General features: G+C 65.1%; 11 protein-coding genes. 10 read left to right on the forward strand and 1 reads right to left on the reverse strand.

From position 1 onward, the window contains the following. A partial coding sequence (locus ACE3SN_RS13010) for a glutamine synthetase family protein (RefSeq protein ID WP_374530657.1) occupies positions 1-1,277 on the forward strand: 1,277 nt, incomplete at its 5' end. Positions 1,278-1,333: 56 nt separating this feature from the next. After that, the gene (locus ACE3SN_RS13015) at positions 1,334-3,118 is read left to right on the forward strand and encodes an SLC13 family permease (RefSeq protein ID WP_374530659.1); all 1,785 of its coding nucleotides are present in this window, start codon (positions 1,334-1,336) and stop codon (positions 3,116-3,118) included. Positions 3,119-3,125: 7 nt separating this feature from the next. On the opposite strand, the gene ACE3SN_RS13020 is transcribed toward ACE3SN_RS13015, so the two are convergent. Continuing rightward, positions 3,126-4,022, reverse strand: a complete 897-nt coding sequence (locus ACE3SN_RS13020) for a LysR family transcriptional regulator (RefSeq protein ID WP_374530661.1) — start codon at positions 4,020-4,022, stop codon at positions 3,126-3,128. Between the two features lie 144 nt (positions 4,023-4,166). On the opposite strand from ACE3SN_RS13020, the gene ACE3SN_RS13025 reads away from it, so the two are divergent. The 8 genes from ACE3SN_RS13025 (at position 4,167) to ACE3SN_RS13060 (ending at position 13,373) form a co-directional block, all read left to right on the forward strand. Further along, complete coding sequence (locus ACE3SN_RS13025) at positions 4,167-5,282, forward strand: PotD/PotF family extracellular solute-binding protein (protein ID WP_374530663.1); 1,116 nt, start codon at positions 4,167-4,169, stop codon at positions 5,280-5,282. A 17-nt stretch (positions 5,283-5,299) separates the two neighbouring features. Then, entirely contained in the window at positions 5,300-6,205 is a 906-nt protein-coding gene (locus ACE3SN_RS13030; protein WP_374530665.1) for an ABC transporter permease, read from the forward strand. Further along, positions 6,205-7,047, forward strand: a complete 843-nt coding sequence (locus ACE3SN_RS13035; protein WP_374530667.1) for an ABC transporter permease — start codon at positions 6,205-6,207, stop codon at positions 7,045-7,047. The genes ACE3SN_RS13030 and ACE3SN_RS13035 overlap by 1 nt, the downstream gene beginning before the upstream one ends. Before the next feature lies 1 nt (position 7,048). Next, complete coding sequence (locus ACE3SN_RS13040) at positions 7,049-8,182, forward strand: ABC transporter ATP-binding protein (RefSeq protein WP_374530669.1); 1,134 nt, start codon at positions 7,049-7,051, stop codon at positions 8,180-8,182. A 103-nt stretch (positions 8,183-8,285) separates the two neighbouring features. Next, positions 8,286-9,689 (forward strand): gamma-aminobutyraldehyde dehydrogenase, encoded by a 1,404-nt coding sequence (locus ACE3SN_RS13045; RefSeq protein ID WP_374530671.1) that lies wholly within the window; start codon positions 8,286-8,288, stop codon positions 9,687-9,689. A 4-nt stretch (positions 9,690-9,693) separates the two neighbouring features. Next, on the forward strand, positions 9,694-10,434 hold the full coding sequence (locus ACE3SN_RS13050; RefSeq protein ID WP_374530673.1) for a gamma-glutamyl-gamma-aminobutyrate hydrolase family protein: 741 nt from the start codon (positions 9,694-9,696) through the stop codon (positions 10,432-10,434). A gap of 108 nt (positions 10,435-10,542) precedes the next feature. After that, positions 10,543-11,919 carry an aspartate aminotransferase family protein gene (locus ACE3SN_RS13055; RefSeq protein WP_374530675.1) on the forward strand — a complete coding sequence of 459 codons (1,377 nt, stop codon included), beginning with the start codon at positions 10,543-10,545 and terminating at the stop codon, positions 11,917-11,919. A gap of 11 nt (positions 11,920-11,930) precedes the next feature. After that, the gene (locus ACE3SN_RS13060) at positions 11,931-13,373 is read left to right on the forward strand and encodes an NAD-dependent succinate-semialdehyde dehydrogenase (protein WP_374530677.1); all 1,443 of its coding nucleotides are present in this window, start codon (positions 11,931-11,933) and stop codon (positions 13,371-13,373) included. The last annotated feature ends 201 nt before the right edge of the window (positions 13,374-13,574 follow it).

Genomic DNA, 13,574 nt, shown 5'->3' on the forward strand with positions numbered 1-13,574 from the left:
GCGGCGTGCCGCGCGGCAAGCGGCTGCGCCAGCACGAGGTGCTGGCGGTTTACGAGAGCGGGCGGTTCCTGCCCGGATCGGTGCTGGTGGTCGACATCACCGGGCGCGATTGCGAGGAAACGGGCCTGGTCTGGGAAGACGGCGATGCCGACCGCTATGTCTATCCCGTCCCCGGCACGCTGGTGCGCGCGCCCTGGCTGGGCGAAAACGCCGCGCAGTTCCTGACCAGCTTCTACGAACTGGACGGCACCCCCAACGATCTTGACCCGCGTCACGTGCTGGGCCGGGTGATCGATATGCTGGCCGATGACGGGCTGACCCCGGTGGTGGCGGTGGAGCTGGAATTCTACCTCGTCGACATATCGCAAGGCCGCCCGATCCCGGCCCGGGGCATCGTCACCGGGCATCGCTCGAGCGACATCCAGGTCTATGGCCTGCGCGAGATGGAAGACCTCAAGCCCTTCTTCGACGAACTTTACACCGCCTGCGATGCCCAGGGCCTGCCGCTGGAAAGCGGGATTTCGGAATATGCCCCCGGCCAGTTCGAATTCACCCTGCGCCACAAGGCCGACGCGCTACGCGCCACCGACGATGCGATCATGTACAAGCGGCTGGTCAAGGGCGTGGCGGTAAAGCACGGCCTCGAGGCGACCTTCATGGCCAAGCCCTTTGCCGAAACCGCCGGTTCGGGGATGCACCTGCACATCTCGATGAACGATGCAGCGGGCAAGAACGCCTTCGCCAGCGAAGACCCGCAAGGCACCCCGCTGCTGCGCCATGCCATCGGCGGGATGAAGGCTTGCCTTGCGGAATCGATGGCGATCTTTGCCCCCAACGCCAACTCGTTCCGCCGCTTCAAGGCCAATTCCTATGCGCCGGTCGCGGCGACCTGGGGGGTCAACAACCGCACCGTAAGCTTGCGCATCCCCGCCGGTTCGCCGCAATCGCGCCATGTCGAGCACCGCATCTGCGGGGCGGATGCCAACCCTTACCTCGCGGTGGCGGCGGTGCTGGGCGCGATGGTCCACGGGATGCGCGGCCAGATCGATCCCGGCCCGGCGGTGATCGGCAACGGCTATGAAGCCGAAGGCGCCGACATCCGCCTGCCCAACCACTGGGCCGCCGCGATCGAGGCGTTCGAGACGTCGGACCTGATGAAGCAGTACCTGGGCGAGCGGTTCGTGAAGAACTATGCCATCGTCAAGGGCGTCGAAATGTCGCGCTTCATGGCCGAAGTGACCGAGCTCGACCTCACCTGGTACCTGCGCAACGCGTAAGGGCTGCTGCCTAGCCCGGCTGGCCTCAATCGCATCGGTCGGCTAGACCCTTGCGAATGGTAGGTATTCCTTCCGCGCATGCGGGCGCCGCGATCCTGCTGGCAATTGTCATGTTCTATGGCTTTGCCAGCGGCCGGGCCAAGGTTGAGATCATCTCGCTGATGGTGATCGGCGTGATCGCGCTCGGCCTTTATTTCTTCCCCCTGCCTGGCACCGCACCGGGCGACGGGCTCGCCCTCGCTTTTGGCGGGTTCGGCCATCACGCGCTGATCACGATCTGCGCGCTGATGATCATGGGCCGGGGGCTGGTGGTTACCGGCGCGCTCGATCCGGCGGCGCGCGCGCTTACCATGCTGTGGCGGATCAACACCCAGCTTGGCCTCATCGTCACACTGGTCATCGCCCTGTTCATGAGCATGATGATCAACGACACGCCGGTCCTTGTGCTGATGCTGCCGATCCTGGTGCAATTGGCCGGCAAGGGCGGATTGCCTGCGTCCAAGACGCTGATGCCGGTCAACGCGGCGATCCTGATCGGCGGCATGGCGACGACAATCGGAACTTCGACCAACCTGCTGGTGGTCTCGATCGCGACCGATCTGGGGATGCAGCCGATCGGCATCTTCCACTATACCTCGCTGGTGCTGATCGCCGCCGTGGTTGCCCTCCCGTACCTGTGGCTGGTCATGCCGCACCTGCTGCCCGACAATTCGCGCAGCTCCGGGCCAGTGCAACGCCGCTATTGCACGACCTTGCGCCTCAACGGAGACGGGGCGACATTCGGCAAGGCCAGCGAGCAGCTTGCCGCGATGCTGCCGGCCGAGGTCAAGCTGGAGCTGCCCTTTGCCGGGCTGGTTGGCACCGGCACAAGGCTCAACCTGTCAGGCCCGCACGAGGCGCTGGAAGAGGCCGCGCGCAAGCTCGGTGCCAGCATGGCCCCGGCCTGGCTGATCGCGCGGCTGCGGCAAGAGGCCGAAGCCGCCAAGCAGGACCTCGTCCAGATCGAGATGACGATCGCGCCCGACAGCCGCCTGATCGGCCTGACGCTGCAGACGGCGGGCCTCGAAGACATCGCCGTGCTCGGCGTGCATCAGGCGCGCCGGCCGTTCCATGAAACGCGCCCCGCCCATGCCGAAGCCCCCTTGCGCGAAGGCGACGTGCTGCTGGTCCTCGCCACGGTTTCGAGCGCGCAAGGCTTTGCCCAGCGTGACGGCTTGCTGATCCTTGAAGGCGGACGGGAAATGCCGCGTTCGGGCAAGGCGGCGCTGGCGCTGGCGATCATGGCAGGCTCGGTTGGCCTCGCCAGCATCGGCCTGCTGCCGATCGCGATCTCGGCGCTGGGCGGTGCGGTGCTGATGCTGGCAACCGGCTGCGTGAAGTTCGAACGGGTCGGCCGCGCGCTGTCGGCACAAGTCATCGTGCTGGTTGCCGCCAGCATCGCGCTCGGCAAGCTGGTGCTGGTTACCGGCGCGGCGGAATGGCTGGGACAACTGCTGGCGCTCGGCCTGCAATACCTGCCCGCCGCCGGGGTGCTGGCCGCGATCATGCTGTTCGTGACCGTGCTGACCAACTTCGCCTCCAACGCCACCGCCGCCGCCGTCGGCACCCCGATCGCCTTCAGCATGGCCAAGACGCTGGGCCTGCCTGCCGAGCCGCTGGTGCTGGCCGTGCTGTTCGGCTGCAACCTGTGCTATGCGACCCCGGTCGCCTACCAGACCAACATGATGATCATGTCCGAGGGCGACTATGCCTTCCGCGACTATGTCCGCACCGGCCTGCCGCTGGTCGGCCTGATGATCGTCACGCTCTCGACCCTGCTGGTGCTGCGCTACGGGCTCTAGCCCCGCCTTACTTCCTGTGCTGGTGGACCGTTTCCATGAACAGCGCGGCGGCCTCGCTGTGTTTGGTGAGCCGCCGCCAGGCCATGCCGATGTCGACCGTGGGCAGATCCTCGCGCGTGCGCTTGGCGACGATGCGGTCGCCGTCGAGGCTCCAGGGGCGATAGACCAGGTCGGGCAGCAGGGTGATCCCCGCCGCGGTGCCGACCAGGCTGCGCACGCCTTCCATGCTGCTGGTTCGCCAGGCGACGCGCGGGGGATGGTCGAACTTGTTCCAGATCCCGTCGATCAGCCCTTCCAGCTCGTCGAGCGACAGCGTCACGATCGGCTCATTTTCGAGATCGGCCAGGCTGAGGCCATCGACGTCGGACAGGCGGTGCGAGGGCGCCATCCACGCGCGGCAGGCGCTGCGCAGCAGCACCTCGTGGTCAATCGCGCTGCGCTGTTCGAGGTTCGATACGATCAGCAACGCCAGATCGAGTTCGCCATTGACCAGCAGGTGTTCGATATAGCTGCGCTTGTCCTCGACCAGCACGATTTCGATCCGGGGAAACTGGCGGCGAAAGCGCGAGATGATGTCGGACAGGAAATAACCCGTCACCACCGGCGTCACGCCGACGCGGATCTGACCTTCGGTCTGGTCCTCCTCGCGCCCGACGCCGCCCGCCATGTCGGCAATCGCATCGATGATCGAGCGCGCGTGGCGCAGGAACTGCTGGCCTTCGCGGGTCAAGGTCACGCCCTTGGCGTGGCGGTGGAACAGGGTGACGCCGGTTTCCTGCTCCAGCGTGCGGATCGCGTCGGTGACCGCGCTTTGCGAGATGCCCACCGCGCTCGACCCGCCCGAGACCGAGCGCGCCTCGGCCACGGCGATGAAATAGCGGATCTGGCGGAACGTGATGTTCATCGGTTTTTTCGATAGCTCTCGGATTGCATAATCTACTGGTGCGCCGCGCGATAGAGGGCATTCTGCGAACTTCTATCTTGCGGTGCAGCAAATCCGGCGTAGCATCCGCTCGATCAAGCCATTCTAGCGACGGGGACTAGCGCAATGACCGATCTGCCGAACCTCAACGGAATCAAACTGGGACGCCGCTCGCTGCTGCAAGGCCTGGGCGTCGCGGCGATCGGGATCAGCTTTGGCGGTCTGGCCGCCTGCTCCAAGTCCGGCAGCAGCGGCGCAGGCGCCGGCACGGGCGAAGAACCCGCACTCAACTTCTACAACTGGGACACCTACATCGGCGAAACCACGCTGGCCGACTTCAAGGCATCGAGCGGGATCGACGTGAAGATGGACCTGTTCGACAGCAACGACGTGCTGTTCGCCAAGTTCAAGGCCGGCAACCCGGGCTATGATGTGATCGTCCCCTCGAACGATTTCGTCGAACGCATGACCGAAGCCGGGATGCTGATGGAGCTTGACCATTCGCTGATCCCGAACATGAAGAACATCGACCCGACCTTTATCGACGTCGCCTACGATCCGGGCCGCAAGTATTCGATGCCCTATACCTGGCTGACCCTCGGCATCGGCTATCGCAAGTCGAAGGTGAAGGCCAAGCCCGACAGCTGGAAAGTGCTGTTCGACAGCCCGGAATATTCGCAGCGGATCGCGCTGCTGTCCGAAGCGGGCGATCTGTTCCGCCTCTATGGCAAATACCTCGGCAAGTCGGTCAACGCGCTCACGCCCGATGACATCAAGACGATCGAGGCGATGATGATCAAGCAGAAGCCGCACGTGAAGAAGTTCCACGAGGACGACGGGCAGGACCTGCTGGCCAAGGGCGACGTCGACCTGGTGCTCGAATACAACGGCGACATCGCGCAGGTCATGGTCGAGGACGACGATATCGACTTCGTCATTCCTAAGGAAGGCAGCCAGCTCAATTCCGATACGCTGTGCATTCCCAAGGGTGCCAAACACCCCAAGAACGCGCACGCCTTCATCAACAACCTGCTCGATGCGGAAGTCGGCAAGAAGATCACCGAAACGATCCTCTACCCCACCCCGAACGCGGCGGCGAAGGCGCTGATGCCCGATAGCTACAAGAACAACCCGGTGATCTTCCCGCCGGCCGACGTGCTCGCCAAGTGCGAATACGCCAAGTTCAACGCCACCCTGCAACCGCTTTACGAAGAGGCCTTCACCCGCGTCCGCGCGGCCTGATCGGAACCGCACAGGCGATGGCCGAGCAAAACTGGAAAGAGCAGAAGGCCAGCTTCTTCGCGACTTCGGCTGCTCCAATCCTGTGGACCGCCCTGTTCTTCATCGTACCGATGGGGATTGTCTGGGCCTACAGCTTTGGCCGCAATGCCGGGCTGACCCAGATCGAACTGTCCGGCACGCTTGAAAATTACAAGCGCGCGACCGAGTGGCTCTATCTCACGATCTTCGCCAAAAGCTTTGGCGTCGCGGCACTGGTTACCGCGATCTGCCTGGTGGTGGGTTTCCCGGTGGCCATGGCGATCACATTTGCCTCGGAAAAGTGGCGCCCGTGGCTCTTGCTCGGCATCATGCTGCCGTTCTGGACCAACCTGCTGATCCGCACTTACGCGCTGATGATGCTGCTCGGCACCCAAGGTTATGCCAACAAGGCCCTGGGCGGGCTGTGGGGCGGGGCATCGTGGCTCAAGACGCTGGTGGGGCTCGAACCGCTACCGACGTGGGAGCCGGTCCAACTGCTGTTCAACAACTTCGCGGTGGTGTTCGGCCTCGTTTATGTCCACCTGCCCTTCATGGTCCTGCCGCTCTATTCCGCGCTCGATCGGCTTGACCGCAGCCTGATCGAGGCCAGCCTCGATCTTGGCGCGGGCCACTTCCGCACGATCATGCAGATCGTTGTCCCGCTGGCCATGCCCGGGATCGTGGCGGGGGTGATGATCACGCTGATCCCGGCACTGGGCGCCTACCTCACGCCCGACCTGATGGGCGGGACCGACAGCCAGATGATCGCCAACGTGATCGAACGCCAGTTCAAGCGCGCGAACGACTGGCCGTTTGGGGCGGCGCTGTCGTTCATGCTGATCTATGCGATGTTCGCGCTGATCGCCCTGCAAGGCCTGCGCAAGAAGCGCGGTGAGGCCCGCTGATGGCGCTGTTCTCGAAGACACCCCGCGCGCCGCTGGAATATTCGCGCACGCTGTGGCTGCGCTCGTGGGTCACCGCGGTGATGGTGTTCCTCTATGCGCCGCTCATCGTGCTGATGGTGTTCAGCTTCAACAATTCGAAGCGCAATGTGGTGTGGCGCGGCTTTACCACCAAGTATTACGAAAAAGCCTGGAACGATTCCACGCTGATGGAGGCGCTGGGCAATTCGCTGACCATTGCCGGGCTTTCCACCCTGGCCTCGCTGGTGCTGGGCACCATGGCCGCGATCATGCTGTGGCGGTTCCGCTTCCCGCTGAAAAGCGCGACCGACGGGATCATGTCGCTGCCGATCATCGTGCCGGAAATCTGCATGGGCGTGGCCTTCCTGATCTTTTTCTCGTCGGTCCACTGGCCGACCGACCTGGTCTGGCCGTTTGACCTTTCGGCGATCACCATCGCCCACATCACCTTCAGCTTCCCCTTCGTGACGATGGTCGTGCGCTCACGCCTCGCCAGCTTCAACAAGGAGCAGGAGGAAGCCGCGAAGGACCTTGGCGCAAGCGAATGGCAGGCCTTTCGCGACGTGCTGCTGCCGCATATCCGCCCGGCGCTGATCGCGGGTGCGCTGCTGGCCTTCACGCTCAGCCTCGACGATTTCGTCATCACCTTCTTCACCGCCGGACCGGACACGATCACCTTCCCGGTGAAGGTCTATTCGATGGTGCGCTTCTCGGTCACGCCGGTGGTCAATGCCGCCTCGACCGTGCTCATCATCCTGACCGTGGTGCTGACCGCCGTGGCGCTCAAGTTCCAGGGCGTCAAATCGATCGCCGAAAGCCACTGACATGACCCAGCCATCTCCGATCATCTCGATCCGCAATGTCACCAAGCGCTTCCCCGGCGCGCCCAGCCCGGCGGTGGACGATGTCAGTCTCGACATCATGCCCGGCGAATTCTTCGTCCTGCTCGGCCCCTCGGGCTGCGGCAAGACCACGCTGCTGCGCATGATCGCGGGTTTCGAGATCCCGACCGAAGGCCAGATCCTGATCGACGGGCAGGACATGGCGCTGGTGCCGCCCAACAAGCGCCCGGTGAACATGGTGTTCCAGTCCTATGCGGTGTTCCCGCACATGACCGTGGCGCAGAACGTGGGCTATGGCCTCAAGATCGCGCGCACCCCGGGCGACGAGATCGCCGCCCGGGTCAAGGAAGCGCTCGAACTGGTCAAGCTTGACGGGCTTGCCGATCGCCGCCCGGACCAGCTTTCGGGCGGCCAGCGCCAGCGCGTCGCATTGGCCCGCAGCCTGATCATGCGGCCCAAGGTGCTGCTACTCGACGAACCGCTTTCCGCGCTCGACGCGAAGCTGCGCGCGCAGATGCAGTTCGAACTGGCGGACCTGCAGGACGAGGTTGGCATCACGTTCATCACCGTCACCCATGACCAGGACGAGGCGCTGTCGATGGCGGGGCGGATCGCGGTGATGAACAAGGGCGAAGTGGCGCAGCTTGCCGCGCCGTCGGACCTCTACGAATATCCCGCCAACCGCTTCGTGGCGGACTTCGTGGGGTCAGTGAACATCTTCGAAGGCACCCTGACGCTCGACGAGCCCGACCGCGCGGCGGTCGACTGTCCGGGGCTGGGCAAGGTCTATCTCAACCACGGCGTCACCGGGGCGCATGGCAGCCAGGTCTGGGTCGCGCTGCGGCCCGAGAAGATGTACCTGCACGTTCCCGGCGAGGGCAAGGCCGTGCGCGCGGCCGCGCAGGACGCGCCCGACGGGCACAATTTCGCGCGAGGGACAATCAAGGGGATGAGCTATCTCGGCGACATCACGCTTTACGAGATCAAGCTCGATTCCGGGGCGATGATCCGCGTCTCGCGCCCCAACCTGTCGCGCCACGACCAGGAAGATTTCACCTGGGACGATCGCGTGTCGATGCATTGGCGCGCGGATAGCCCGGTTGTGCTGCTCAGCTGATCCATCGGTAAATCCGATACCCCCCCGCTTTCCTTTTCGTATTTCTCCTCGCGGCGGGGCGGCCCTAGGCTCGGGCGACAAGGCGCAATCGCAGGAAACACCGATGCACGACATTCGCGGCCAGTTCATCGCAGGCCACCTGGCCTCGGGCGAAGATATGCCTGAGGTGGTCTACAATCCCGCCACCGGGGCCGAGATAGCCCGGATTGCCAGCGCCAGCCGCGCCCAGGTGGACGCCGCCGTTGCCGCGGCCGAGCGCGGCTTTGCGGTGTGGTCGCGGATGCCGCCGAAGGAACGCTCGCGCCTGATGCTGAAGATCGCGGACCGGATCGAAGCACTGGCCGATGATTTCGCCGAAACCGAAATGCTCAACTGCGGCAAGCCGATTGGCACGGCCCGCGCGGTCGATGTCGGCAACACGGTCGATGTGTTCCGCTTTTTCGCCGGGGCGGCGCGCACCGTGCCGGGCGTTCCGGCGGGCGAATACCGCCCGGGCCATACCTCGATGCTGCGGCGCGATCCACTGGGCGTCTGCGTCGGCATCGCGCCGTGGAACTATCCGCTGATGATGGCCGCGTGGAAAATCGCCCCCGTCATCGCGGCGGGCAATGCCGTGGTGCTGAAGCCGTCCGAACACACGCCGCTCAGCGCGCTCAAGCTGGCCGAAGTCTGCGCCGAGTTCCAGCCCGAGGGCGTGGTCAACGTCGTGACCGGCAATGGCGCCAATGTCGGCGCGCGGCTGGTCGCCCACCCGCGCGTGCGGATGGTGTCGCTGACCGGCGACGTCGCGACGGGGCGCAAGATCCTCGAAGCCGTGGCCCCGACGATCAAGCGCACCCATTTCGAACTGGGCGGCAAGGCCCCGGTGATCGTGCTGGCCGATGCCGACATTCCCGCCGTGGTCGAAGCGATTGCCGAGGGCGGCTATTACAACGCCGGGCAGGATTGCACCGCTGCCTGCCGGGTCTATGCCCACGCCTCGCTGCACGACCGGCTGGTGGCCGATCTGCAGAGCGCGATCGAGCGGATCGCGATGGGCGATCCGGCCCAGCCCGGCACCGCCCTTGGCCCGCTGATCACGGCGCGGCAACGCGACCGGGTGGACGGCTTCGTGGCCCGCGCCGCCGCAGACACGCCGGCCGAGATCGTGACCGGCGGCTATGCCCCCACCCTGATCGCGGGCGCGCGCCACAGCGACGAGATCGTGCAGAAGGAAGTGTTCGGCCCGGTCGTCTCCGTCACCCGGTTCGAGGACGACGCCCAGGCGCTGACATGGGCCAACGACTGCGAATACGGCCTCGCCTCGTCGGTCTGGACGCGCGATGTGGGCAAAGCCGCCGCCTTTGCCGCGGGGCTTGAATATGGCGTCACCTGGATCAACACCCATTCGGTCAACGTTACCGAAATGCCGCATGGCGGGGTCAAGGGTTCGGGTTATGGCTCCGACCTTTCGGTCTATTGCCTCGAACATTACATGACGACCCGCCACGTTATGATTAAGCATTGATCCCATGACCAAGGCCCGCCCCGTCCTCGGCGTGATCGCCTGCCAGCGCCAGGTTGGCACCGAAGCCGCGCAGGCGGTGATGGAACGTTATATCCGCGCGGCCATGCGCCACGCCGACGTTGCCGCGCTGATCATCCCATCGCTGCCCGACCTGATGAGTGCTGCCGAAGTCGCCCCCCGGCTCGACGGCGTACTGCTGACCGGCAGCCCATCGAACGTCGATCCCGCGCACTACCGCGACGAAGGCGGAGACGGCCCGTTCGATCCCGGCCGCGACGAGATTGCCCTCTCCATCGTCAAGGACATGATCGACCTTGGCCGCCCGGTGTTCGGGATCTGCCGCGGCTTTCAGGAAATCAACGTGGCGCTGAGCGGCACGCTGCGCCGCGATACCTCGGCCAGCGATGATCTGCTGCGCCACCATGCGCCCGATGGCGTGTCCTTCGATGCGATGTTCGATCACCTGCACCCCGTCCACCTCAGCGAAACCGGGATGCTGGCGCGCGGGCTTGGCAAGGCCGACCTGACGGTCAATTCGGTCCATTTTCAGGGGATCGGCAAGCTCGCCCCCGGCCTGACGGCAGAAGCACACGCGCCCGATGGGTTGGTCGAGGCCTATTCAGCCCGGCCGAACGGCGCGCCGCTGCTGGCGGTGCAATGGCACCCCGAATGGGACGCCGACACCAACGCCGATAGCGCTGCCTACTTCCACCTCCTCGGCCAAGCGCTTAGAGGAGAGGCATGAGCACGCGCATCACCCGCACCAACCGCTTTCTCGCGCGGATCGGCTTCTCTCCCTGAACGCACGGCCCGCGCCGTCCGTTCACGATCCCCTGTTCAGAGAGAATCCATCATGCCCCGCAATTACGATATCGCCGCCCTGAAGCGCCTCGACGTCAAGCATCACCTTCCCGCCCAGCAGGATTACCAGCTGATCGAGGACATGGGCGGCAGCCGCATCATCACCCATGCCGAAGGGTGCTACATCCACGATGGCGACGGCAACCGCATCCTCGATGGGATGGCCGGGCTGTGGTGCGTGAATGTCGGCTATGGCCGCGAGGAGCTGGTCGAAGTAGCGGCCGAGCAGATGCGCGAGCTGCCCTTCTACAACACCTTCTTCAAGACCGTGACCCCGCCCACCGTCCTGCTGGCCGAAAAGATCGCCGGCCTGACCGGCGGCAAGCTGCAGCACGTGTTCTTCAACGCCTCGGGTTCGGAAGCCAACGACACCGTGTTCCGCATGGTGCGCCACTATTGGAAGCTGAAGGGTGAGCCCAAGCGCAAGGTCTTCATCAGCCGCTGGAACGCCTATCACGGATCGACCGTCGCGGGCGTCAGCCTGGGGGGCATGAAGTTCATGCACGAGCAGGGCGATCTGCCGATCCCCGGCGTCGAACACGTGCGCCAGCCCTATTGGTTCGGCGAAGGTTTCGGCACCGATCCCGTGCAGTTCGGCAAGGACTGCGCCGCCGCGATCGAGGAGCGCATCCTCGCGGTCGGCCCCGAAAACGTCGCGGCCTTCATTGGTGAGCCGGCGCAGGGCGCGGGCGGCGTGATCATTCCGCCGCCGGGTTACTGGCAGGAAGTAGAGGCGATCTGCCGCAAGTACGGCATTCTGCTGGTCGCCGACGAAGTGATCTGCGGCTTCGGGCGCACCGGCGAATGGTTCGGCCACCAGACGCTCGGCTTTACCCCCGATCTGGTGCCGATGGCCAAGGGGCTGTCTTCGGGCTACCTCCCGATCAGCGCGGTCGCGGTGTCGAGCGACATTGTCGCAGTGCTCAAGACCGGGGGCGATTTCGTCCACGGCTTCACCTATTCGGGCCACCCGGTCTGCGCCGCCGTGGCGCTGCGCAATATCGAGATCATGGAGCGCGAGGGCCTGCCCGCGCGCGTGAAGAACGACGTCGGCCCCTATCTGGCCGAAGCACTGGCGCGGCTGAACGATCACCCGCTGGTCGGAGAAACCCGCAGCCTCGGCCTGCTTGGCGCGGTCGAGATCGTGGCCGAGCCCGGCACCAACAAGCGCTGGGGCGGCGCGGAAGGCAATGCCGGGCCGGTGGTGCGCGATGCCTGTATCGCCAATGGCCTGATGGTGCGCGGGATCCGCGATACCATCGTGATGTGTCCGCCGCTGATCATCTCGCACCAGCAGATCGACGATATGGTCGACATCATCCGCCGCTCGCTGGACGAGGCCTATCCGGCGCTTAAGGCAATCGGCTGAAGGAGCACACCATGACCGTTTCCCCCCTGCTGCGCGAAGCCTGCTATGTCGACGGCGCCTGGATCCCCGCCGACAGCGGGCAGACCATCGCCGTCACCGATAAGGCGAGCGGGCAGGTGCTAGGCACGGTCCCCAATTGCGGCGCGGCGGAAACCGCGCGGGCGATTGCCGCTGCCGAAGCGGCCTTCCCCGCGTGGCGCGCCAAGACCGCGAAGGAGCGGGCAGCGATCCTGCGCAAGTGGTTCGACCTGATGATGGCCAATCAGGAGGAACTGGCGCGCCTGCTCACCCTGGAACAGGGCAAGAGCCTGACCGAAAGCCGGGGCGAGATCGCCTATGGCGCCAGCTTCATCGAATGGTTCGCCGAAGAGGGCAAGCGGCTCTACGGCGACGTGATCCCCGGCCACCTGGCCGACAAGCGGATCGTGGTGCTGAAACAGCCGATCGGCGTTGCCGCCGCGATCACGCCGTGGAACTTTCCCAATGCGATGATCACCCGCAAGGCCGGACCGGCGCTTGCCGCAGGCTGCCCGATCGTGGTCAAACCCGCGAGCCAGACGCCCTTTTCGGCGCTAGCTCTGGCCGTGCTGGCCGAGCAGGCGGGCATTCCCAAGGGCGTGTTCAACGTCGTCACCGGCAGCGCCAGCGCGATCGGCGGCGAGATGACTTCCAGCCCCACGGTGCGCAAGCTCAGCTTCACTGGCTCGACCGAGATCGGCAAGCTCTTGATGCGGCAGAGCGCCGACACGATCAAGAAGCTGAGCCTGGAACTGGGCGGCAATGCGCCCTTCATCGTGTTCGACGATGCCGATGTCGATGCCGCCGTGGCGGGCGCGATTGCCAGCAAGTACCGCAATTCGGGCCAGACCTGCGTCTGCACCAACCGGCTTTACGTGCAGGCCGGGGTCTATGATGAATTCGTCGGCAAGCTCGCCGCCGCAGCCGCCGCGCTCAAGGTCGGCAGCGGCATAGAAGCGGGCACAGAGCAAGGCCCGCTGATCGACGCGGCCGCGGTTGCCAAGGTGTCCGAACACGTCGCCGATGCGCTGGCCAAGGGCGCAACCCTGCTGACCGGCGGCAAACCCCACGCGCTGGGCGGCACCTTCTTCGAACCCACGGTGCTGGCGAACGTGACCCAGGATATGCTGGTCGCGCGCGAGGAAACCTTCGGTCCGCTAGCCCCGGTGGTGAAATTCGAGACCGAAGAACAGGCCATCGCCATGGCCAACGATACCGAATTCGGCCTGGCCTCGTACTTCTACTCGACCAACCTTTCCCGCGTCTGGCGCGTGGCCGAGGCGATCGAAAGCGGCATGGTCTGCGTCAATTCGGGCATCCTTTCGACCGAAGTCGCGCCGTTCGGCGGGGTCAAGCAATCGGGCCTGGGGCGCGAGGGATCGAAGTACGGGATCGACGAATATGTCGAGCTTAAATACCTCTGTCTGACGGTCTGATGGCCAGCCTTTCGCGGACGCTCCCGCGCCGTCGATAGGCACCCCTTCACGATATGGTTTTGCCGCGCGCGGCACGGCAACCTATGCCGTGCTTCAAGCCGCCCGCCGATGCGGCACTTCGCGCGCGCCTATCGGGAGAGAACATGAGCAAGCACCACGAACCCGGATTCATGACCGGCATAGCCCTGCTGCTGCCGATCA

This window comes from Novosphingobium sp. (assembly GCF_041915465.1).
In the GTDB taxonomy this organism is placed as follows: domain Bacteria; phylum Pseudomonadota; class Alphaproteobacteria; order Sphingomonadales; family Sphingomonadaceae; genus Novosphingobium.

Coding starts and splice junctions, on each gene's coding strand:
- ACE3SN_RS13030 (WP_374530665.1), top strand. CDS start 5,300: ATGGCCGAGCAAAACTGGAAAGAGCAGAAGGCCAGCTTCTTCGCGACT.
- ACE3SN_RS13040 (WP_374530669.1), top strand. CDS start 7,049: ATGACCCAGCCATCTCCGATCATCTCGATCCGCAATGTCACCAAGCGC.
- ACE3SN_RS13025 (WP_374530663.1), top strand. CDS start 4,167: ATGACCGATCTGCCGAACCTCAACGGAATCAAACTGGGACGCCGCTCG.
- ACE3SN_RS13015 (WP_374530659.1), top strand. CDS start 1,334: ATGGTAGGTATTCCTTCCGCGCATGCGGGCGCCGCGATCCTGCTGGCA.
- ACE3SN_RS13060 (WP_374530677.1), top strand. CDS start 11,931: ATGACCGTTTCCCCCCTGCTGCGCGAAGCCTGCTATGTCGACGGCGCC.
- ACE3SN_RS13035 (WP_374530667.1), top strand. CDS start 6,205: ATGGCGCTGTTCTCGAAGACACCCCGCGCGCCGCTGGAATATTCGCGC.
- ACE3SN_RS13045 (WP_374530671.1), top strand. CDS start 8,286: ATGCACGACATTCGCGGCCAGTTCATCGCAGGCCACCTGGCCTCGGGC.
- ACE3SN_RS13055 (WP_374530675.1), top strand. CDS start 10,543: ATGCCCCGCAATTACGATATCGCCGCCCTGAAGCGCCTCGACGTCAAG.
- ACE3SN_RS13050 (WP_374530673.1), top strand. CDS start 9,694: ATGACCAAGGCCCGCCCCGTCCTCGGCGTGATCGCCTGCCAGCGCCAG.
- ACE3SN_RS13020 (WP_374530661.1), bottom strand. CDS start 4,022: ATGAACATCACGTTCCGCCAGATCCGCTATTTCATCGCCGTGGCCGAG.